At 60.8% G+C, this 20,091-nt stretch carries 19 protein-coding genes and 1 tRNA gene; 11 read left to right on the top strand and 9 right to left on the bottom strand.

All coding sequences use genetic code 11. The features are described from left to right. Positions 1 to 41: 41 nt before the first annotated feature. From MPJ51_RS18860 to MPJ51_RS18835, 6 genes are all read left to right on the top strand, one after another. The gene (locus tag MPJ51_RS18860) at positions 42 to 611 is read left to right on the top strand and encodes an arsenate reductase (azurin) small subunit (protein WP_298389980.1); all 570 of its coding nucleotides are present in this window, start codon (positions 42 to 44) and stop codon (positions 609 to 611) included. Between the two features lie 13 nt (positions 612 to 624). Then, positions 625 to 3,306, top strand: coding sequence for an arsenate reductase (azurin) large subunit (locus tag MPJ51_RS18855; protein WP_298389975.1), 2,682 nt, complete (start codon positions 625 to 627; stop codon positions 3,304 to 3,306). 12 nt (positions 3,307 to 3,318) lie between these two features. Beyond that, positions 3,319 to 5,520 carry a HEAT repeat domain-containing protein gene (locus tag MPJ51_RS18850; protein ID WP_298389972.1) on the top strand — a complete coding sequence of 734 codons (2,202 nt, stop codon included), beginning with the start codon at positions 3,319 to 3,321 and terminating at the stop codon, positions 5,518 to 5,520. A gap of 15 nt (positions 5,521 to 5,535) precedes the next feature. Next, the gene (locus MPJ51_RS18845; protein WP_298389969.1) at positions 5,536 to 6,021 is read left to right on the top strand and encodes a plastocyanin/azurin family copper-binding protein; all 486 of its coding nucleotides are present in this window, start codon (positions 5,536 to 5,538) and stop codon (positions 6,019 to 6,021) included. After that, complete coding sequence (gene glp / locus MPJ51_RS18840) at positions 6,014 to 7,258, top strand: gephyrin-like molybdotransferase Glp (protein ID WP_298389966.1); 1,245 nt, start codon at positions 6,014 to 6,016, stop codon at positions 7,256 to 7,258. Before MPJ51_RS18845 ends, glp begins: the two co-directional genes overlap by 8 nt. Positions 7,259 to 7,369: 111 nt before the next feature. Beyond that, positions 7,370 to 7,801: a hypothetical protein gene (locus MPJ51_RS18835; RefSeq protein WP_298389963.1), complete on the top strand. Its 432-nt coding sequence runs from the start codon at positions 7,370 to 7,372 to the stop codon at positions 7,799 to 7,801. Positions 7,802 to 7,844: 43 nt separating this feature from the next. Here the strand turns inward: MPJ51_RS18835 and MPJ51_RS18830 are convergent, their stop codons facing one another. The 5 genes from MPJ51_RS18830 to MPJ51_RS18810 all read right to left on the bottom strand — a co-directional run bounded on the left by MPJ51_RS18830 (position 7,845) and on the right by MPJ51_RS18810 (position 10,629). Beyond that, entirely contained in the window at positions 7,845 to 8,372 is a 528-nt protein-coding gene (locus tag MPJ51_RS18830; protein ID WP_298389961.1) for a GNAT family N-acetyltransferase, read from the bottom strand. Further along, on the bottom strand, positions 8,369 to 8,923 hold the full coding sequence (locus MPJ51_RS18825; protein ID WP_298389958.1) for an XRE family transcriptional regulator: 555 nt from the start codon (positions 8,921 to 8,923) through the stop codon (positions 8,369 to 8,371). The genes MPJ51_RS18830 and MPJ51_RS18825 overlap by 4 nt, the downstream gene beginning before the upstream one ends. A 115-nt stretch (positions 8,924 to 9,038) precedes the next feature. Next, entirely contained in the window at positions 9,039 to 10,055 is a 1,017-nt protein-coding gene (locus MPJ51_RS18820) for a Fe(3+) ABC transporter substrate-binding protein (protein WP_298389956.1), read from the bottom strand. 284 nt (positions 10,056 to 10,339) lie between these two features. Further along, positions 10,340 to 10,465: a type B 50S ribosomal protein L36 gene (gene ykgO / locus MPJ51_RS18815; protein ID WP_005648635.1), complete on the bottom strand. Its 126-nt coding sequence runs from the start codon at positions 10,463 to 10,465 to the stop codon at positions 10,340 to 10,342. Between the two features lie 89 nt (positions 10,466 to 10,554). Continuing rightward, a tRNA-Val gene (locus tag MPJ51_RS18810) sits at positions 10,555 to 10,629 on the bottom strand. 148 nt (positions 10,630 to 10,777) lie between these two features. On the opposite strand from MPJ51_RS18810, the gene MPJ51_RS18805 reads away from it, so the two are divergent. Continuing rightward, a complete protein-coding gene (locus MPJ51_RS18805; protein ID WP_298389915.1) occupies positions 10,778 to 11,638 on the top strand; it encodes an N-formylglutamate amidohydrolase in 861 nt (286 codons plus the stop codon). Position 11,639: 1 nt separating this feature from the next. Here MPJ51_RS18805 and MPJ51_RS18800 read toward each other — a convergent pair whose 3' ends face one another. Both MPJ51_RS18800 and pyrF read right to left on the bottom strand, forming a co-directional pair. Continuing rightward, positions 11,640 to 12,893, bottom strand: a complete 1,254-nt coding sequence (locus MPJ51_RS18800) for a DNA polymerase IV (RefSeq protein ID WP_298389912.1) — start codon at positions 12,891 to 12,893, stop codon at positions 11,640 to 11,642. Positions 12,894 to 13,234: 341 nt separating this feature from the next. Then, positions 13,235 to 13,939 (bottom strand): orotidine-5'-phosphate decarboxylase, encoded by a 705-nt coding sequence (gene pyrF, locus MPJ51_RS18795; RefSeq protein WP_298389909.1) that lies wholly within the window; start codon positions 13,937 to 13,939, stop codon positions 13,235 to 13,237. 112 nt (positions 13,940 to 14,051) lie between these two features. On the opposite strand from pyrF, the gene MPJ51_RS18790 reads away from it, so the two are divergent. After that, positions 14,052 to 14,357, top strand: coding sequence for a hypothetical protein (locus MPJ51_RS18790; RefSeq protein ID WP_298389906.1), 306 nt, complete (start codon positions 14,052 to 14,054; stop codon positions 14,355 to 14,357). A 127-nt stretch (positions 14,358 to 14,484) separates the two neighbouring features. Beyond that, entirely contained in the window at positions 14,485 to 17,103 is a 2,619-nt protein-coding gene (gene clpB, locus MPJ51_RS18785) for an ATP-dependent chaperone ClpB (RefSeq protein ID WP_298389903.1), read from the top strand. Between the two features lie 78 nt (positions 17,104 to 17,181). Here the strand turns inward: clpB and MPJ51_RS18780 are convergent, their stop codons facing one another. Together MPJ51_RS18780 and MPJ51_RS18775 are read right to left on the bottom strand one after the other, a co-directional pair. Continuing rightward, the gene (locus tag MPJ51_RS18780; protein WP_298389900.1) at positions 17,182 to 17,523 is read right to left on the bottom strand and encodes a cupredoxin domain-containing protein; all 342 of its coding nucleotides are present in this window, start codon (positions 17,521 to 17,523) and stop codon (positions 17,182 to 17,184) included. Beyond that, the gene (locus tag MPJ51_RS18775; protein ID WP_298389897.1) at positions 17,523 to 18,047 is read right to left on the bottom strand and encodes a DUF4142 domain-containing protein; all 525 of its coding nucleotides are present in this window, start codon (positions 18,045 to 18,047) and stop codon (positions 17,523 to 17,525) included. Before MPJ51_RS18775 ends, MPJ51_RS18780 begins: the two co-directional genes overlap by 1 nt. A 315-nt stretch (positions 18,048 to 18,362) precedes the next feature. Here MPJ51_RS18775 and msrP point away from each other — a divergent pair, with 315 nt between their 5' ends. Next, positions 18,363 to 19,265, top strand: a complete 903-nt coding sequence (msrP, locus tag MPJ51_RS18770; RefSeq protein WP_298389894.1) for a protein-methionine-sulfoxide reductase catalytic subunit MsrP — start codon at positions 18,363 to 18,365, stop codon at positions 19,263 to 19,265. A 4-nt stretch (positions 19,266 to 19,269) separates the two neighbouring features. Then, positions 19,270 to 19,884 carry a protein-methionine-sulfoxide reductase heme-binding subunit MsrQ gene (gene msrQ, locus MPJ51_RS18765; RefSeq protein ID WP_298389891.1) on the top strand — a complete coding sequence of 205 codons (615 nt, stop codon included), beginning with the start codon at positions 19,270 to 19,272 and terminating at the stop codon, positions 19,882 to 19,884. Positions 19,885 to 20,091 lie beyond the last annotated feature (207 nt).

Raw genomic sequence — 20,091 nt, 5'->3', positions numbered from 1 at the left:
GATTATCAGCCGCTTCCGGCGGCAGCAGAGGAGTAAGCGTCATGACCGATCATAACGCAACCGGATGCAGCTGTTCGGGCGAGGCGAAAAAAGCCTGCACCGTGAACCGTCGCCAGTTCCTGTTCGCCTCGGGGGCCACGACCTTTACCGTGATGGTGGCCATGCCCACCCGCCACGGTCAGGCGGAACAGGTGCCCGCGCTTGTGTCGACCTATCCGCGCAAACTGATCGGCAAACTGTCCGAGTTGGAACAGGATGTGCCGCTGGAATTCTACTATCCGGATGAGGGCGATTATTCCGACTCGATGCTGGTCAAGACCGGTGTGGAAAGCGGTGGGGGTATCGGGCCGCAGCGGGACGTCGTGGCCTTCAACCTCACCTGCACCCATCAGGGCGGGTCGATGTATGACAGCTATAAGCCGGACCATAAGGTGTTGGGCCCGTGCCCGCTGCACCTGTCCACCTATGACGTGACCCGCCACGGCATCCTTGTCTCGGGGCAGGCCTATCAATCGCTGCCGCAGGTCCTTTTGGAACTGGATGGTGACGACATCTACGCCGTTGGCATGTTCGGCCTGATCTATGGCCGCTACGACAATCTGATCGCTTGAGGGGGGACTGACAATGGCAACCCCGTATTACGTACCCGAAACCAACGTCCCGCTGCCACCCAAGGGGGCCGAGGTCATCTCGACCGCTTGCGACTATTGCATCGTGGCCTGTGGTTATAAAGTCTATCGCTGGCCCGTGACGGCCAAATCCGGCGGTCCCGGCGCGAATGAAAACGCTTTTGGCGAGGATTTCCCGGTTGCACCGTTAGGGGCGTGGGTCGCCCCGAACCAGCACAATATCGTGCTGCATAAGGGCCAGCCGCATCACGTGGTGATCATCCCGGACAAGGACAACAAGACCGTCAACACTGATGGCGACAGTTCCTTGCGGGGCGGGTGCATCGCGCAGAAATGCTATAATCCGCAGACACCGACACGCGACCGCCTGAAGACGCCTCTGATGCGGATTTACGGCACGCTGATGCCGGTCCCGTGGGATCTGGCGCTGGATGTGGCGGCTGAGGTTGGCAACCATGTCATCGCCAAGCACGGCACCAACGCTTACGGTGTGAAGACCTTCAGCTATCAGTATATCGAGAACACCTATGCGATCTCGAAATACGCGCTGCGCCATATCAACACGGCGAACTTCACTTTCCATGACACGCCATCCGACGTGACCTCGACCCCCGGGTTCCGGGATGCGGGTTTCGACAATTTCGGTCCGTCCTATGAGGACTGGCGTGACGCGGAAACCCTGTTGGTCTGCGGCACTGATCCGTATGAGACCAAGACCATCCTCTACACCCAGTGGATGATGAAGGGGATGCAGAATGGTCAGCGCGAGATTTACCTGATCCCGCGCCGATCCGCCGGGGTGGCCCATGCCGAGAAAATGGGCGGTCTGCATATCGACGTCCTGCCCGGCACCGACCTGCTGGTCGTCAACGCCATTGCCCGCGTCATCGTGGAAAATGGCTGGGAAGATAGCGACTGGATCAAGAAATGGGTCAACAACAAGTGGGAAAGTTCATCCGGTTTTGGTCAAGGCACCCGCAACACACCATGGCAGTGGCGCACGACATGGGGCAAATTCCAGACCAAGGGGTTTGAGGACTGGAAAGAGTGGCTGCTGGCGCAGGACGAATTCCTGCCCGAGACTGCGGCGGCCATGGCCGAGATCGACGTGCAAAAGATCTATACCGCTGCCGAATGGCTTGCCAAACCCAAGGCGGATGGTTCGCGCCCGAAAACCTCGATCATGATCGAGAAAGGGTTCTATTGGTCCAACAACACCGGCAACACACAGGCGATTTCCGCGCTGGGCATCATCTGTGGCTGTGGCGGGCGTCCGGGTCAGGTCATTGGCCGGGCCGGTGGTCATCAGCGGGGCGGCGTGAAGGGCGGGAAATACCCGCGCAACAAATCGCCCGAGAAACTGCCGGGTCGCCGTCGCCGCGCCATGGATACCGACCGGTATCTGATCGCAGGTCATACCCGTATGGCCCATGTGATCGGCACCACCTGGATTCAGTCCATGTGCGGTTCGCAGCAACTGGCCGACAAGTTCGAGGAACTCACCGTCCGCAACCCGCACCAGATCGCCAGCTTCGACAAGCAAGAGATGATCGACACGCTGAAGGCCCGCGCCGACAGTGGCGGTATGGTGGTGATCAATCAGGACATCTACCTGCAGGACCCGATCGGCAACCGCTATGCCGATATCGTGTTCCCCGCGGCCACCTGGGGCGAAGAGGACTTTCTGCGCGCCAACGGCGAACGCCGCCTGCGTCTGTATCAGAAGTTCTATGATGCCCCCGGTGCGGCAAAACCCGACTGGTGGATCATCGCGCAATTGGCGCAGCGGATGGGCTTTGACGGGTTCGACTGGCAGAGCTCGAACGAGGTCGCCGAAGAGGCCGTGCGTTTTACCCGCGGGTCGCGCAAGGACTTCCACGCGGTCTATCGTCTGGCCAAGAAAGAGGGCAAGGGCCTGCAACAGAAGGTTCGTGAATTCGGCACCGACGGTGTGCAATGCCCGGTCATGCTGGACGCCGATGGCGTGACGCTGATCGAGACCAAACGTCTGCACGACACAACTCGCACGCTGCCCGATACCGGCGCGGCGGGTAAGGATGTGTTCAACAAGAAGCTGACGCATTTCAACAGCCAGACAGGCAAGTGCAACATCCAGAAATCGCCCTGGGGTCTGTTCTCGGACTATTGGGAATGGCTGAAACCGAACAAGGACGAAGGTGAGCTGTGGGCAACCTCGGGCCGCATCAACGAACGCTGGCAGTCCGGTTTCGACGATCGCCGCCGCCCCTATATCGTGCAGCGCTGGCCCGAGAACTGGGTCGAAATCCATCCCGACGATGCGGCCCAGCGTGGTATCGAAAGCGGCGACTATGTGATGGTCTACTCCGAGCGTGTTCCGGGCAACAAGCATACGCTGCTGGGCGTCGAAGGCGACGACTTTCAGTTCTCGAAACTGATGGAGAACGGGCATATCGAACTGACCAAAGCGGCGATCACCGCCGTGGCCATGGTCACGCCTGCCATCAAGAAAAGCGTTGTCTACATGGACTTCCTGCACATGCAGCAGCCTGCGAATGCGCTTGAGGGCCGGATCGTCGACTGGATCAGCGGCAACTACAATTACAAGATGGGCGTTGCCAAGCTGCGCAAACTGGGGCCGAGCCCCTACAAGACCTCGTTCCGCACGATGTCCTTTGCGCCGCGCGACATCGCTTGAAGGCAGCCCGAGATGAACATACATCCCGATACCGCCCTGCGCGACGAAGCCACCAGCCTGTTCTCGGAGCTTGCAAAATCCGACTATGACGTGATCCGCCTGCGCGCTGTTCAGGCGCTGGCCGCCATTGGGGCCAAGAACAACCCGGCCCTGATCGAGGCGCTGCTGGATGACGACGAAGATGTCCGTCAGGACGCCGCTCGGGCACTGGGTGCGCTGGGCGTGCAGCAAGCCGCGCCGCAACTGCTGGAGAACCTGATCCATGATCCTTGCGGCGAGGTTAAACTGGCCTGTGTGACCGCTCTGGGCGCGTTAAACTCTGACGCCGCGACGCCCTGCCTGCGCACCCTCGTCACCGGGCGCGGCGAGGATATCACCTGGGACGAGGACGAACTGCATCGGGACGAATGGGACGACTGGCTGGATATCCAGATCGCCGCCATCAGGGCCTTGGGTCGGGTGGGCGGCGTGGCTGCGATTGAACCCATCGTCATGGCCTTGATGGATGAAGACGGGCAGGAATTGGGTGACGTCGCCTGTGAGGCTCTGGGTCGGATTGGCGCGCCGTCGGTCCCGACCTTGGGCGTGTTCACGCAGTCCTCGAACCGCCGTCTGCGCCACCGCGCCCTGCGGACGCTGGCCGGGGTCGGTGGTGCCGAGGCCGAAGTCATTCTGCGCAAGGCTATCTCTGACAAGGACGGCGCGGTGCGCCTGATCGCCTATCAGGCGTTGATGCCCAAGGACCCGGCGCTGGTCGAAAACGCCCTGAGCGATGCGGTGGAAGACATTCGCATTGCGGCGCTGGAGCAATCTGGTTTCTCGGAACCCGAACTGCTGGATCGCATGATGCGCGACCCCGGAGTCAAGGTGCAACTGGCGCTGCTTGACCGGCTGGACCGCAGCCAACCCATCACCGACCCCGAGGACCTGCGCTGGCAAGTGCTGGATTTCCTCGCCTCCGGAGAACAGCCCGAAGTATCCGCGCAGGCGCTGGGTCTGCTGGCCGCATTGGCCCCGGAACAGGTGGCGGATCGGCTGAATGCGCTGTTCTCGGTCGCCGCCGATGATCTCAAGGTCGAGCGCCTGCAATGGGCCATCGTCGATGCGCTGGCGACCTCTCCGCTGTGCGAGGCGGCAGAATGGTTGCAACGTGCCTGTCGCTCGCCCTTCCGGTCGGTACGGCTGAAAGCCGTGGCCTCGCTGGCGATGATCGTCACTGATATGGACCGCCCACCAGTGAGCCAACAGCAGGGGCGCGAATTGCTGCTCGCTCTGGCGCTGGCCCCGGTGCCGGTCGCCGAGGGCGGGCCCGAGGAGGTTCCCCAAACCGACATTGCTGCGCTGGAAGAGGCCGGGCTGGATGTCTCGAACGCAGGCGACAATGGGCCGACTTCCAGCCTCGGTGCGATTCTGGGCCATGAGGCCATCGCAACCGAGATGACGCAGGAAGCGGTCGAAGATGACGTCCAGCCCCTCACCCCGCGCGAACAGGCGTTGCTGGCCAAGGCCAGCCGCCACCCCAAACGCCGCCGCGTCGCATTGGATGACAATGCCGAGGCACTGGACCGCGAAACGCGTATGGCGGCGATCCGGCTGCTGGGTGAGATGCGCGGTATGCAGATCATGCTAGCCCAGATCGCCACAGACCCGGATGCCGAAGTCGCCACGCAGGCCCTGTCAGCGCTGAGCGTCTCGGTCAGGGATCAGGGTACGGAACTGGATCAGGACCAGCTTGTTGACCTGATCGCCAAAGGCCTTTCACATTCCGATCCCGGCCTGCCCCTGCAGGTGCTGAACCTGCTGAGACAGATCGACCTGCCACCGCAGGACGCGCTGCGGGGCAAGCTGCGGGCGATGTTGAAAACCGGCGATACCGCCTTCCGCATCGATGCCATGCATATCCTGACCCGATGGGACGGGACCGCTGAAGCGGCGCGGTTCCTGCTGGACGATGCCTCGGCCCCGGTGCGGCAGGCAGCGATGCGGCTGTTATCCGAAATCGCCCCGGATCAGGCCGCTGCCGCCATCGTGCCCTTCCTGCTGGCCAATCCCGATCAGCGGATACTGACCTATGTCAATGACAGCGCCCCGGCGGTGATGTCCATTGGCCGCACATTACTTAGCGAGCTGCGCGCCCCGGATCGCCGCGCGCAGTTGCCGGTGATGATCAGCGCCTTGGCCGATCTGCTGCGGGGTCCCCGCCGCGTGGCCTGAACACCGGAGAGAAAGATGACTATTTCGCTGAAACTAAGCGCGGCAATTCTGGCCGCAACAATGGCCTTCGCGCCCGCAGCGCAGGCCGAGGATATACCCGAAATCGTCGTGGTGCATCAGATCATCGACCCAAATGCAGATACCCCGGCCCATGCCTACCGGTTCGAGCCGAAATTCCTGCAGGTGCCCGCCGGGGCGACCGTGCGCTTCAAGGGCTCGACCGGGCGGCACACGGTGACGGCGATTCCGCGCATGATCCCTGTCGGCGCGCGTGTCTTTGAAATTCGCGGCGAGCCCGAGCTGGATCTGACCTTCGAGAAAGAGGGCGTCTACGGCATCAGGTGCCGCGTGCATGGTCGTCATGGCATGGTGATGTTGCTGGTGGTCGGAGACCCCGGTTCGAATCTGGAAGAAGCCAAGGCCTATCTGCCCAAGCTCGGCGAGGCAGAACAGGCCGGCTTCGAAGAGCTCTTTGCCTATATGGAGGCCCGGAATGGCTGATGGATGCGGCTGCGACCGCCACACCCATAGGTATTTGACCGTGGAGGAAGCGTCGCGTCGCGGCTTGTCTGCCTCGGACCCTGTGACGGAAACCGAGACCCTGCCACTGGCACGAGCCATAGGTCGGGTGCTGGCCGAGGATTGCAGCAGCAAACTCGACATGCCCGCCTTCGACAATTCTGCCATGGATGGCTACGCCGTCCGCCTGTCCGATCTGGACGCGGGGCCGGATTACGATCTGCCCGTGGCGGGCCGTATCGCGGCGGGGGACAGCGGTGCTTATTCTGCGCCTGCGGGCAGCGCCCTGCGCATCTTTACCGGTGCGCCAGTGCCTGCGGGTTTCGACGCTGTGCTGATGCAGGAAGATTGCGAACTGACCGAAGACGGCATTCGCTTTGCCCGCCGACCCAAACCCGGCCAGCACATCCGCCGTGCGGGCGAAGACCTGCGGGCCGGTGCCCCGATCCTGCCAAGGGGCTGCGAGATCGGCGCGCGCGAGGCGGCCGCGCTGGCCTCGGCGGGCTATGGTGAGGTCGAAGTCTATCGCAAGCTCAAGGTCACGATCTTTTCAACCGGCAACGAGTTGCGCCAACCGGGCGAGGTGCTTGGTCCCGGTCAGATCTACAACTCGAACCGGTTCATGCTGCTGGCCTTGCTGGACAAGCCGTGGATCGCGCTGACGGATAAAGGCCCGGTCGAGGATGACCCGGCCCTGCTGGAACAGGTCCTGCGCGATGCCTGCGACAGTGCCGATCTGATCGTCATCACCGGCGGCGTTTCGGTCGGGGATGAGGATCACATGCCGCGCCTGTTCAGCGCTATTGGCGGCGAAACCGATGTGATGAAAGTGGCGATGAAGCCGGGCAAACCGATCATGTTCGGGCGGCGCGGCGATGCGCTTTACATCGGGCTGCCGGGCAATCCGGTCTCGGCCTATGTGACCTGGCAGATCATTGGCGCGCCGATGATGGCCCGCTGCGCCGGGCTGAACCTTGCGCCGCCAAGCCCGGAACAGGCGGTTCTGGCCGAGCCGTTGCAGCGCCATCCGGGTCGTCAGGAATACCGACCCGTGGTGATCGACGGCACCGCGCCCGACGGCAGACCCCGCCTGCGGATGATGGCCGCGTCCTATAGCGGGCGCGTGGCGCTGCTGGCGCAGGCCGATGGGCTGGCGATCCTCCCGGCGGATAAGGACTCGCTGCCTGCCGGTCACCCGCTTGGTTTTCTGCGGTTCTGATGGTGCGTTCGGTTAGGGCAAGGCTGCACCCATCGGGCGCGTCGGCTGTCAAGCCTTCCGGCTGCGTTCGAACAGGTCGATCAGAACGTCAAAGCTGTCGGGTTCGGTGTCATGGCACCAGTCACCATTCAAGAGCTTCCGAACCCATGGCTGAGCGCTGCGCGTCCAGATATGTCCGATTGGCGTGATCTCTCGGATCTGATCCAGGGACCCGCCTTTGACGCTGAATGTCTCAGGTGCATCGGCAGAGGCATGATAGATGCGACAACCGCAATCCGGGCAGAACGCAAACTGCTTTTCACGCTTCTGGGTCCTGCTTTTCCGGACCGACAATGTGCCTTGGATTACGGTAAATGCCTGCGCCGGGAACCAAACGGATACACCAAATGCGCTGCTGGATTGCTGCTGACACGCGGTGCAATGGCAGCAATAGGCCGTGATGGGTTCATGCGTGATCGCGTAGCGAATGTTGCCGCATTGGCAACCACCCGAGTAAACCATGTCCATACCACCTTTCTGAACCCAACCTGTTTGAAAGAATGACGATGAAGGTTCAGCCTGTCACCATCGTTCTGCGCGCAATGGGTCAGGCCGTCTGGCTGAGGTCCTTGAACATATAGGTGGTCGGCTCCAACCGGTCTTCGAACGGGTTGCGGCAGAAGTTCGGGATTTCCCCGGCAATCTGAAAACCCAGTGACTGGTACAGCAGGCGCGAGGGGTCCGAGCTGCGGGTGTCCAGAACCAACAGGGTCTTGCCCTGCGCCAGCGCCTGGGTTTCCAGCGCGGCCATCAGGGCGCGGCCCAGACCCTGGCGGCGGGCGCTGGGGTGAACCAGCAGTTTGGCCACATCGGCGCGGTGGGGCTGGTTCGGCATCGTGGCAGGGATCAGCTGCACGGTGCCCTGAACGCGCGCACCGTCACGGATCACGAACAGGTCCAACGCCCCTGCGCGCAGATCAGGGCGCACCCGGTCCTGCCAATAGGCGCGGGCCTTGTCGCGCGAAAAGGGCAGGATGAACCCGATGCTGGCCCCGTCTTGCACGCAGCTGTGCAGGATGCCCGTCAGGTCCTCTAACGCGTTGTCGAAATCGGTATCGTTGAGCCGGGTGATCATATCAGCACCAGCAGATAACGCGCGCCTCGCGTCGGGCCGGTTTCGAATCGGGTCGATCCGGACAGATGATAGCGCAGGCAGTCGCCGCCGCTGAGCGTGTGATCAACCCCGTCCACTGTCAGGGTCAGCCCACCGTCCAGCAGGATCAGGTGGTGTTCCTGTCCCGGTTTCGGGGGCGTTTCATAGGTGATGGTCGTGCCGGGCGGCAGATGGCCCTCCAACACCTCACCGCTCAGCCCCGTTGCAGGGGGTGAGACGGAACGGCGGGTAAATCCGGTATCCGGATCGCGCCATTCGGGTTGCCGTTCAAACGGGACGCGGGCGTCAAAGCTGTCTTCGACCATCATCAACAGGCGCGACATCGGCAGCCCGTATGCGGCGCAAAGGCGGCCCAGCGACTCGGCGGTTGGGCTGACATCACCCTTTTCCATCCGCGACAGGGTGGCCCGGCTGATGCCGCTATGTCCGGCCAGTTGGTCCAAGGACCAACCACGTGCCTGTCGCAGGTCATTCAGGCGGTGGGCGAGGCGATCTGAAAGGGAATCGAGCATGGTTCACATGTGAGAGATTAGATCATATATGGGATTTTGTATCAACTATGAATGATAGGCAACAAAAAAGGGCGCAGAAACCTGCGCCCTTCGACTGCTCGGTCAGGTGGATGCCTTACTTCCAGCCAACCTGGTTAAAGATCTTCTGTGCCTCGGGCAGGTTCTTGGCAACCTCGGACAGGTTGACCTCATCCGCTTTGAAATCACCCAGCGCTTTCACCGACTCCGCCAGTTCGACACCTTCGACCGCAGGGAATTCGTCATTCCCGGCCGAGAAATACTGCTGCGCCTGATCGCTGGCCAGGTATTCCAGGAACAGGATGGCGTTTTCCTTGTTCGGGGCGTGGGCCGCAACGCCGCCGCCCGACAGGTTCATATGCGCGCCATAGCCGTCCTGGTTGGGGAATACCCAGCCGATCATGTCACGGTCGGCGGACAGGCCTTTGACGTCCTTGCGGATTGAGCGGGCGAAGTAATAGGTGTTCGACACGGCGATGTCGCACTCACCCGAAACGATGCCGCGCAGCTGGTCGGTGTCGCCGCCCTGCGGGTCGCGGGCCATGTTGGCGACGATGCCCTCGGCCCAGGATGTGGCCGCATCCGCGCCTTCATGCGTGATGATCGAGGCCAGCAGGGTCTGGTTGTAGACATTGGTCGACGAGCGGATGCAGACCAGACCTTCATATTCCGGCTTGGCCAGATCGGCATAGTTGGCCGGCGGGTTCGCGACCTTGTCCTTGTTGTAAAAGATGATCCGGCCACGCTGCGAGAAGCCGAACCATTCGTTGTCGGCATCCTGCAGGTTTGCCGGAATACGCTCTTCCAGAACGGCGCTGTCGATGGCTTGCAGCACACCGGCCTCCTTGGCGCGCGCCAGGCGCGAGGTGTCGACGGTCAACATCACATCCGCGGGCGAGTTCGCCCCTTCGGCTTCCATCCGGGCGATTAGCTCATCCGCTTTGCCCTCGATCCGATTGATGGTGATGCCGGTGGCCGCTTCGAAATCGGAATAGAGACGCTCGTCCGTGTCGTAATGGCGCGAGGAATAGAGGTTCAGCTCACCTTCGGCGGCGGCCGAGGTGGCAATCAGGGCCGTCAGTGCGGCAGCGATGCAGGTAGAGGATTTCAGCATGATATGTCCCAAGGTTGGATGTCATGGAGGATTGTAATCTGACTGAATTGGTCAATTAAACGATTCTCGGGGGGAATCAAGGAAATCCGATTAAATGAATCGGTTAAATGATCAACCTGATCGACACATGCGGTTCATCGGGTTTACGGTCAGCAGGTTTGGCCCAGTAAGGCGTTCTTGGCCAATCGTTGGCCAATAAGGGGGAGGGATGTCATTTCCGCGACAACCCAAAACAAAAAACCGCGCCCGAAGGCGCGGTTCTTTAAATCGGCTATGCGCCGTTCTCAGCCCTGACGAGCTTTGAACTTGCGCTGCGTCTTGTTGATCACGTAGACGCGGCCTTTGCGACGCACAACACGGCAATCACGGTGCCGGTTCTTGAGCGAGCGGAGCGAGTTCTTGACCTTCATGGTCTGTCTCCAATCTGCGGCGCCTTCATCAAGGACGTGGCCAGCGCCTGGGTTAGCGGGTGCCCCGGAAATCCGAGGCAGTGAATAGATGGTGGGCGGTACAAGGATCGAACTTGTGACCCCTTCGATGTCAACGAAGTGCTCTACCGCTGAGCTAACCGCCCACGTTCCCTTTGCGTGACCTGCCCCATAACGAAATGGGGCGCGGAACCCCGCGCCGGTAGCGGGGTCTATAAAAGGAGTCGTTTGGGGGATCAAGGGGTTTGGAAGAACTATTTTCCGGTCTATGTTGATCCCCGACAAGGAGTGATCATGCCGAACGCAGCCTATGCATTGGATATGCCCGAAAACCGGACCTCGTGCGTTGTGTTTTCCTCGCCCCATAGCGGGTGCGACTATCCCGATTCGATGCTGCGGCGCACGGTGTTGAATCGCAGTGTGATTCGATCCTCGGAGGATGCCTTTGTCGATCAGCTGTTTGCGCCCGCGCCCGAGTTTGGTGCCCCGCTGCTGGCGGCGGCGGTGCCGCGCGCCTATCTGGACCTGAACCGCAGCGCGGATGAGCTGGACCCGGCGTTGATTCAAGGGGCCAAGCGGCACGGGCATAATCCGCGCGTTGCCTCGGGCCTGGGGGTGATTCCGCGCGTTGTGGCCAATGGACGGGCAATCTATCGCGGCAAGCTGACCATGGATGAGGCGCGGCTGCGCATCGACACCTATTGGCGGCCTTATCACAAACGCCTGAAATCCCTGCTGGCCGAATCGCAGGCGGCGTTCGGGCAGGCGATCCTGATTGATTGCCATTCCATGCCGCACGAGGCGGTGGCACTGGCCGGTAAGCCGAAATCCAACCACCCCGAGATTGTTCTGGGCGATCGGTTCGGGGCCTCGGCCTCGGGCGTGATCGTGGATCAGATCGAATCTGCCTTTGCCTCGGCCGGGCTGCGGGTGGCGCGCAATACTCCGTTTGCCGGGGCTTATGTGACCCAGACCTATGGTCGCCCGGGTCGGCATCAGCACGCTATCCAGATCGAGATTGATCGCGCGCTGTATATGGATGAAGAGAACATCGCCCCCAACGCGCATTTCGCCGAATTCCAGGCAATCCTGCGCCGTGTCATTTCCGAGATTGCCCATATCGGGCAGGAACAACTGCCGCTGGCTGCCGAGTAACTCAGCGCAGTGCGCGGCCCTTCACGATGGCATCGGTTCCAAATTTGCGGCGAATCTCATCCGTGGCCCGTTCCGCTTTGGACCGTTGCGCGGCACCGGGGTCCAGCAGGTCGCCCGAGATGTCGGCCTGTTCCTCGGAACACAGGTCGGACAGGCCACATCCCAGCAGGCGATAAGGCCCCTGGTCACCCACCTGATCGAATAACCCGCGTGCGGTGCGGTAAATCCGGTCCGCGATCTGGGTGGCATCGCGCAGCGACACGCGCCGGGTGATGATCTTGTGATTGGCCCGTTTCAGTTTCAGCGTCACCACCCGCCCGGCCAGCCCTTTGGCCTTGGCGCGGTCGGCGACCTTTTCTGACATGCGCCACAGATGCCCGTCCAGAATGTCGAGGCTGGCGGTATCTTCGAAAAAGGTGGTCTCATTGCTGATCGATTTCATCGGCTCATGGGCCGAGACGCGCCGTTTGTCCTGCCCGCGCGCCAGATGCCACAGCCGATAGCCCATCGCGCCGAACCGGGCGGTCAGCGCTTCCTGGTCCCAGCGCAACAGGTCGGCGAAGGTGCGGATGCCCGCGCGGTCCAGCGATTCCTGCCCCGCCGGTCCGATGCCCCAGATCAGGCGCACCGGTTTGTCATGCAGAAACGCAGCCGTTTCGGCCTGACCGATCACCGAAAATCCGCGCGGCTTGTCGAGGTCCGAGGCCACTTTGGCCAGAAACTTGTTGTGGCTGAGACCGATGGAGCCGGTCAGGCCCAGCTCTTCCTTCATCCGTTTGGTCAGGCGCGCCAGCATGACGGCGGGCGGGGCGCCGTGCAGCTTTTCGGTGCCGGACAGGTCCATGAATGCCTCATCCAGCGACAGCGGCTCAACAACCGGGGTCAGTTCATCAATCATCGAACGAATCTGGCGCGAGACGGCGGCATAGACCGACATGCGCGGCTTGATCACCACCGCCTCGGGGCAGAGTTTCAGGGCCTGAAACATCGGCATTGCCGAGCGCACCCCGCGAATGCGTGCGACGTAGCAGGCAGTCGATACCACCCCACGTTTGCCGCCGCCGATGATCACCGGCTTATCCGCCAGTTCCGGGTTGTCACGCTTTTCGACCGAGGCGTAGAACGCATCGCAATCCATATGGGCCATGGTCAGATCGAACAGCTCTGGATGCGATTTGATGCGCGGACTGCCGCAGGACGGGCAGCGCTGTTCGTCGGCCAGACGGGTCAGGCAATCTCGGCAAAGACCGGGCATTTGCGTCCCTACACGTTTTCGCAATTGTGCTGAGGGGGTCTTATAGCACCCTTCGGCTGCGATTGTAGTGCGGATGTGTCTGAAAAAGAGACCCCCCGCAAACCGGCGGGGGGAGGTAACGAGCCTCAGGAAGAAATGGCCCGTTGGGGAGTGTTTCATCCCAAGAGTCGCGCGATTTCCCCGATTTCGATAGGGTTTAGAGCGCCCCGCCGAAACTGGAGTTTTTCATGTGTGTTTTCGGGCACAGGGACGATTTGGCGCGGATGAGCCAAAAATTGACGTAAGGTCAACTGGTTGCCAGCCGACCTTGTCCGGAAAATGCGCGATTTCCCTTGGTCCGATCAGTGATGTGTCAAAGAATTTAACTCGGCAAGAACCGCCTGCGCCGCAGCCTTGGGGTCCTCGGCCTGATAGATCGGGCGACCCACGACGATATGATCGGCACCGTCGCCGATGGCGCTGGCGGGGGTGGCGACACGTTTCTGATCGCCCAGAGCGGCCCCTGCAGGCCGTACACCGGGGGTGACGATCAACCGGCCCTCGGCTTGGGGAAGGGCGCGGATCAGGGCGGCCTCTTGCGGGCTGGCGATGACGCCATCGGCCCCGGCTTCCAACGCTTTTGCCGCGCGTTCCACGACCAGATCCTGCACGTCGCCATCTTTCAACAGGCTGGCATCCAGATCGTCGCGGTTCAGCGAGGTCAGAATGGTCACCGCCAGAATTTTCAGGTCCTTGCCCGAGGCACCCTCTTTCGCGGCGCGTACCACATGCGGGTCGCCATGCACGGTCAGGAAATCCAGATCGAACTGCGCCAGCCCACGCACGGCGTTTTCCACCGTGTTGCCGATGTCGAACAGCTTCATATCCAGAAAGATGCGCTTGCCGTGATCCTGCTTCAGCTCATTGGCCAGCGCCAGCCCGCCGCCCGTCAGCATGCCCAGTCCGATCTTATAGAAGGAAACGCTGTCGCCCAGCCGCTCGGCCATGGCCAGACCCTGCAGGGCGTTGGGGACATCAAGGGCTACGATCAGGCGGTCATCGGACATAGGGGCGCTCCATTTTTGGCAAACGTCTGCGTCCTAACGGGTTCCGTGCCGTCTGTCCATGCAAGGTGGGTTTCCTGTGTTATGGTCGCGGCATTCTTTGAAAGGGACTGTGATGAAAAAGCTCTTTGTATTGTGCCTGGCCTTGGCCGCCTGTCAGGAAACGCCTTCGGAAACGGTGGCCGAGGCGGTGGCCCCGCCAAATGACGATCTGCGGTTCGTGGGTGGCTATCGCTCCGCCGACGACGAATGCCAACTGACCGGCGAAACCGCGTTTACCGTCGATTTTCTGGACCACACCGCCGATCTGGTGTCCTGCCCCACCCGCAGCGATGCGGCGCTGTCTCTGGAGGATATGTACGACGTCCGTCAGGTGGCTGAGACCGGAGGCTACACGCTCTACTCCATCCCGCGCGGGTAATGTCGGAATTCCCGCCTTAGCCTCTTGAACCGGCAAAGATATTTCCCAGATTGAATGTGAGGCTTCGACCGATGCGTGCCGCCAAGCGGGCGCATCACACCGGGGCGCTTGTGAAAAGGAGAAGACCATGGACTTGAACAAGTTCACCGAGCGGGCACGGGGATTCGTGCAGGCCGCGCAAACCATTGCGCTGCGCGAGGGGCACCAGAGGCTGGAGCCCACACATATACTCAAAGCATTGATGGATGACGATCAGGGGTTGGCGAGCAACCTGATTACTCGTGCGGGCGGCGCGCCCAATCGTGTGGTTGAGGCACTGGATGCCGCGATGGGGAAAATCCCCAAGGTCAGCGGCGATGCGAGCCAGATTTACATGGACGGCGAGACCGCCAAGGTTCTGGACGAGGCCGCCAAGATCGCCACCAAGGCCGGCGACAGTTTTGTGCCGGTTGAACGCGTGCTGATGGCGCTGTGCATGGTGAAATCCAAAGCCAAGGACGCGTTGGAGGCCGGGGCCGTATCCGCGCAGAAACTGAATGAGGCGATCAACGACATTCGCAAGGGTCGCACCGCTGACACTGCCTCGGCGGAGGAAGGCTATGACGCGCTCAAGAAATACGCACGTGACCTGACCGAGGCAGCGGCCGAGGGCAAGATCGACCCGATCATCGGGCGGGATGAGGAAATCCGCCGCTCGATGCAGGTTCTGTCGCGCCGCACCAAGAACAACCCGGTTTTGATCGGGGAGCCCGGCGTCGGTAAAACCGCGATTGCCGAGGGCATGGCCCTGCGCATCGTCAACGGCGACGTGCCGGAATCGCTGAAGGACAAGAAGCTGCTGGCGCTCGACATGGGTGCGCTGATCGCTGGTGCGAAGTACCGTGGTGAGTTCGAAGAGCGCCTCAAGGCCGTTCTGACCGAGGTGACCGAGGCTGCCGGTGAGATCATCCTGTTCATCGACGAGATGCACACGTTGGTGGGCGCTGGGAAGTCCGACGGCGCGATGGATGCCGCCAACCTGATCAAGCCCGCGCTTGCCCGGGGCGAACTGCATTGTATCGGCGCGACCACGCTGGATGAGTACCGCAAATACGTCGAAAAAGACGCGGCCCTTGCGCGCCGGTTCCAGCCCGTTGTGGTGGCTGAGCCGACCGTCGAGGACACGATCAGTATCCTGCGCGGTATTAAGGAGAAGTACGAGCTGCACCACGGCGTGCGTATCTCGGATTCAGCGCTGGTGTCGGCGGCGACGCTGTCGCATCGCTATATCACCGACCGGTTCCTGCCCGATAAGGCCATCGATCTGGTCGATGAGGCTGCGTCGCGTCTGCGCATGGAAGTGGATAGCAAGCCCGAGGAGCTCGACCAACTGGATCGCCAAATCCTGCAGATGCAGATCGAGGAAGAGGCGCTGAAGCTAGAGGATGACGCGGCATCGAAGGATCGTCTGGAAACCTTGCAAAAGGATCTGGCCGACCTGCAGGAGAAATCCGCCGAGATGACCGCCCAATGGCAGGCCGAACGCGACAAGCTGGCTGGTGCGCGCGATCTGAAAGAACAGCTCGACAAGGCGCGGGCCGATCTGGAGATCGCCAAGCGTGAAGGCAACCTCGCCAAGGCGGGTGAGCTGTCTTACGGCGTCATCCCCGAGCTTGAGAAAAAGCTGACTGAGGCCGAAAACGCCGAAAGCAACGCCATGATGGCCGAGGAAACGGTACGCCCGGAACAGATCGCTAGCGTTGTTGAACGCTGGACCGGTATTCCGACCTCGAAAATGCTGGAAGGTGAGCGCGAGAAGCTGCTGCGGATGGAAGATGATCTGCACTCCCGCGTGATCGGTCAGGATGCCGCCGTCACCGCCGTTGCCAACGCCGTGCGTCGTGCGCGTGCGGGCCTGAATGACGAAGGCCGCCCGCTGGGCTCGTTCCTGTTCCTCGGCCCGACCGGCGTGGGGAAAACCGAGCTGACCAAGGCCGTGGCGAATTTCCTGTTCGACGACGACAACGCGATGGTGCGCATCGACATGTCCGAGTTCATGGAGAAACACGCGGTGGCCCGTCTGATCGGTGCCCCTCCGGGCTATGTCGGCTATGACGAAGGCGGTGTGCTGACCGAAGCAGTGCGGCGCAGGCCCTATCAGGTTGTGTTGTTCGATGAGGTCGAAAAGGCCCACCCGGATGTGTTCAACGTGCTGTTGCAGGTTCTCGATGATGGCGTTCTGACCGATGGTCAGGGCCGCACCGTGGACTTCAAGCAGACGCTGATCATCCTGACGTCGAACCTTGGCTCTCAGGCGCTGAGCCAGTTGCCCGAAGGTGCAGACAGCGCGCAGGCGCGGCGCGATGTGATGGACGCGGTGCGGGCGCATTTCCGGCCGGAATTCCTGAACCGTCTGGATGAGACCATCATTTTCGACCGCCTCAAGCGGGCCGATATGGATGGCATCGTCGATATCCAGATGGCACGCCTGCAGAAACGTCTGGCCACGCGCAAGATCGAGCTGGCTTTGGATGATGGGGCCAAGGAATGGCTGGCCAACGAAGGTTATGATCCTGTGTTTGGTGCCCGCCCGCTGAAACGCGTGATCCAGCGCGCCTTGCAGAACCCGCTGGCCGAGGCCCTGCTGGCCGGTGAAATCAAGGATGGCGAAACCGTTCCGGTCTCTGCCGGGGCCGAGGGTCTGATCATCGGCGACCGGCTAGGTACTTCTGAGCGACCGCGCCCGGATGATGCCGTGGTGCACTAAATACTAAACTCAAAAAGACCCGCCAGATCGACGGGTCTTTTCGTTGCATAATTCAGGATCTGTCATACGCGGAGTGTATCAGACAATCTCAATCGAGCCCTTCATATGCGGATGAAATACGCAGAAATAGGTCAGTATTATCCCGTCATTGACGACCATTTCGGCGCTTTCACCTTGCTTCAGTTCTCCGGTATCCCAACTGATATCATCGGCTGAGGCAGTGTGCGGGGCGATGTCGAGATTGGTCCATCGGATCGTATCCCCAGCCTGCACCCGAAGATGCGCGGGTTCAAAAGTGAAGCGTTTGATCGTCACCTCGTGAACCACGGGCGTCCCGTCCGCGCGGGCGCTGAAACTCAGCGCCGACGCAGATGCAAGCGCACCGCCCAGAACCGCCCGGCGTGACAGACCTTTCTGCATCAGTTCAGCGACTCGACCATCACCTCGGCATGGCCTTCATGGGCTTTGAAGATCTCCAGACCCTGCTCGAACAGCGCCTTGACCTCGGCATTGTCGATATTGGGGATCATGGTGTCTTCGACTAGTTCATTCACCGCCTGATGATAGGCCAGTTCGTTTTCGGCATAGGCCTTGTCGAACTCTGCCCCGCGCAATTGCGACAGGTTGTCGATGATCTTTTCAGCATTCGCATTCAGCGTCTGGCTGAAACCGTTATCCTGAGCTGTCGCGCCCAGTTTTTCCAGCAACCCCAGCGCGGCGGCGTTCACCGCCGTATGGTCGCGGATCATGGTGTTTGCGAATTCGTGAATGGCGGGATTGTCGGAAATGGCCAACGCCAGATGAGCATAGCGGATGTCGATAACATCGGCCGTATATGCGATATGCGCGTATTCCAGATCGCTCATGTCGGCCAATTCCTGAGCCGAGGCCTGCGCTCCGCTCAGAGCTACAGCGACGGCGAGAGAAGACAGAATTCGATACATGGTAGAAACTCCTGCGAGGGTGTTTGTGAGAGTTTCAATATCGATCCCGATGCCTAAAAACACAGGCTGGATCGTTCACAAACAGACTCAGATCGTCCGGAAATCGGAACGGAAGGGCAGTTGTGAGGCGGGTTAACACAAGACGGCTGCCTACAAGCCGCTGATTTGTGAAGGAATTGGCTGAAGCATGGTCCGCCAGGTTGCGGTCTGGCCATACGTTACAATCCCGTCTCTCAATCGTTACGCCTGTTTCCTTGGCTCTGTGCTATCAGACATTACCTCAAACCCCGAGGTGGACTGTATACGGAGACCCAAATGGCGCATCGCTGGACCAACACTTTGACACATGCCGACGTCACCCCGAAGGCGGCGTTCATGAACCGGCGGCAGGTTATGGCCGGGCTGGCAGGTGTCGGGCTGACCGCGATGTCGCGACCCGCCGCCGCGCAAGAGGCGCTGGAGCCGAACAGCTGGGAAGAGATCACGTCCTACAACAATTATTATGAGTTTGGCACTGGCAAGGATGATCCGGCCAGATATGCGGGTTCTCTGGTGACTGAACCCTGGAGCGTTCAGATCGACGGTCTGGTCGAGCGGCCCGGAGAGTACGATTTCAAGGACATCCTGTCCGAGATGACCATCGAAGAGCGCCTCTATCGTTTCCGCTGTGTCGAGGCCTGGTCGATGGTCGTTCCGTGGAACGGGTTCGAACTGGCCGATCTGCTGAATATGGCCGGTGTGCAGGAGGGTGCGAAATACGTGGCATTCGAGACCGCCTATCGTCCGGATGAGATGCCCGGTGTCAGCTTTCCGATTCTGGAATGGCCCTATCGCGAAGGTCTGCGTCTGGACGAGGCGATGCATCCGCTGACGATCATGGCGACGGGCATTTATGATCGTCCGATCCCGAACCAGAACGGTGCGCCCCTGCGTCTGGTGGTGCCGTGGAAATACGGGTTCAAGTCGATCAAATCGATTGTCCGCATCACTCTGACCGAGGATGAGCCGCCGACCAGCTGGAACATGTCCAACCCGCGCGAATACGGCTTCTACAGCAATGTGAACCCCAACGTGGATCACCCGCGCTGGTCGCAGGCCTCAGAGCGTGAGATCGGTGGCGGGCTGTTCGCCAAACGTGTTCCGACCCTGATGTTTAATGGTTACGAAGAAGAGGTCGCCAGCCTGTATGAGGGCATGGATCTGGCCAAGAACTATTAACAACATGCAGGCCGTGAACCAGATATTGCGCAAGACCCCTGTATGGGCGGTGTACTTGCTGGGTGCGATTCCGGCCCCTTGGTTTTTCTATCTTGGAATGACAGGGGGCCTTGGGGTCGAGCCGATCAAGGCGCTTGAGCATGAATATGGTGAACTGGCCCTGCAACTGTTGATCCTTGGCCTCGCGGTGACGCCTTTACGTCGATACGCCGGGCTGAACCTGATGAAGTTCCGCCGCGCCATCGGCGTGCTGACCTTTGCCTATGTCAGCCTGCACCTGCTGGTTTGGCTGGTGTTGGACGTCCAACTGCTGGGGCAGATCTGGGCGGATATCCTCAAGCGCCCCTATATAACTGTAGGGATGGCAGCATTCGTCTTGATGCTGCCGCTTGCGGTGACCTCGAACAACTGGTCGGTCCGGCGGCTGGGCCCGTCGTGGCGCAAGCTGCACAAGCTGGTCTACCCGGTCGCTCTGTTGGGTGGGCTGCATTACGTGATGTTGGCCAAAGGATTTCAGATCGAGCCGCTGATATATCTCGCGGTTATCATCGGGCTGTTGGCTTTGCGTTTGCCAATTTCAAACCCGTTCGCTCGTACCCGTCAGGCCGATTCCGCCTGAGTCTGTGGGTAAAGGTGTGAGTAAGCGCGTGGTGGCGTCGATTCCTTGAGTTTCGCAGCGTTCGGTTGGCAAAGTCTGATCACGTAATTCATTATAAGTAATTGATTTTATGAAGAAATAAGAAAATTCGTCGAATTTTCTCAGTTTTCCCTTTTTTCCACTTGCGGCTTTGATTGGTTATGCTTAGAACCCCCTTCACCGGCGCTG

It is taken from the genome of Ruegeria sp. (assembly GCF_028066395.1).
GTDB lineage: Bacteria > Pseudomonadota > Alphaproteobacteria > Rhodobacterales > Rhodobacteraceae > Ruegeria.
Note: the sequence above shows the minus strand (reverse complement) of the source record. Positions and strands in the feature narration are given on the sequence as shown.

What these genes read in the sequence shown, in the direction of transcription:
- MPJ51_RS18790 (WP_298389906.1), top strand. Translation starts at nt 14,052, where the DNA reads ATGAAAAAGCTCTTTGTATTGTGCCTGGCCTTGGCCGCCTGTCAGGAA.
- pyrF (WP_298389909.1), bottom strand. Translation starts at nt 13,939, where the DNA reads ATGTCCGATGACCGCCTGATCGTAGCCCTTGATGTCCCCAACGCCCTG.
- MPJ51_RS18825 (WP_298389958.1), bottom strand. Translation starts at nt 8,923, where the DNA reads ATGCTCGATTCCCTTTCAGATCGCCTCGCCCACCGCCTGAATGACCTG.
- MPJ51_RS18855 (WP_298389975.1), top strand. Translation starts at nt 625, where the DNA reads ATGGCAACCCCGTATTACGTACCCGAAACCAACGTCCCGCTGCCACCC.
- msrQ (WP_298389891.1), top strand. Translation starts at nt 19,270, where the DNA reads ATGCAGGCCGTGAACCAGATATTGCGCAAGACCCCTGTATGGGCGGTG.
- MPJ51_RS18805 (WP_298389915.1), top strand. Translation starts at nt 10,778, where the DNA reads ATGCCGAACGCAGCCTATGCATTGGATATGCCCGAAAACCGGACCTCG.
- MPJ51_RS18820 (WP_298389956.1), bottom strand. Translation starts at nt 10,055, where the DNA reads ATGCTGAAATCCTCTACCTGCATCGCTGCCGCACTGACGGCCCTGATT.
- msrP (WP_298389894.1), top strand. Translation starts at nt 18,363, where the DNA reads ATGGCGCATCGCTGGACCAACACTTTGACACATGCCGACGTCACCCCG.
- MPJ51_RS18835 (WP_298389963.1), top strand. Translation starts at nt 7,370, where the DNA reads ATGGCACCAGTCACCATTCAAGAGCTTCCGAACCCATGGCTGAGCGCT.
- MPJ51_RS18845 (WP_298389969.1), top strand. Translation starts at nt 5,536, where the DNA reads ATGACTATTTCGCTGAAACTAAGCGCGGCAATTCTGGCCGCAACAATG.
- MPJ51_RS18860 (WP_298389980.1), top strand. Translation starts at nt 42, where the DNA reads ATGACCGATCATAACGCAACCGGATGCAGCTGTTCGGGCGAGGCGAAA.
- MPJ51_RS18830 (WP_298389961.1), bottom strand. Translation starts at nt 8,372, where the DNA reads ATGATCACCCGGCTCAACGATACCGATTTCGACAACGCGTTAGAGGAC.
- MPJ51_RS18850 (WP_298389972.1), top strand. Translation starts at nt 3,319, where the DNA reads ATGAACATACATCCCGATACCGCCCTGCGCGACGAAGCCACCAGCCTG.
- MPJ51_RS18780 (WP_298389900.1), bottom strand. Translation starts at nt 17,523, where the DNA reads ATGCAGAAAGGTCTGTCACGCCGGGCGGTTCTGGGCGGTGCGCTTGCA.
- clpB (WP_298389903.1), top strand. Translation starts at nt 14,485, where the DNA reads ATGGACTTGAACAAGTTCACCGAGCGGGCACGGGGATTCGTGCAGGCC.
- MPJ51_RS18775 (WP_298389897.1), bottom strand. Translation starts at nt 18,047, where the DNA reads ATGTATCGAATTCTGTCTTCTCTCGCCGTCGCTGTAGCTCTGAGCGGA.
- glp (WP_298389966.1), top strand. Translation starts at nt 6,014, where the DNA reads ATGGCTGATGGATGCGGCTGCGACCGCCACACCCATAGGTATTTGACC.
- MPJ51_RS18800 (WP_298389912.1), bottom strand. Translation starts at nt 12,893, where the DNA reads ATGCCCGGTCTTTGCCGAGATTGCCTGACCCGTCTGGCCGACGAACAG.
- ykgO (WP_005648635.1), bottom strand. Translation starts at nt 10,465, where the DNA reads ATGAAGGTCAAGAACTCGCTCCGCTCGCTCAAGAACCGGCACCGTGAT.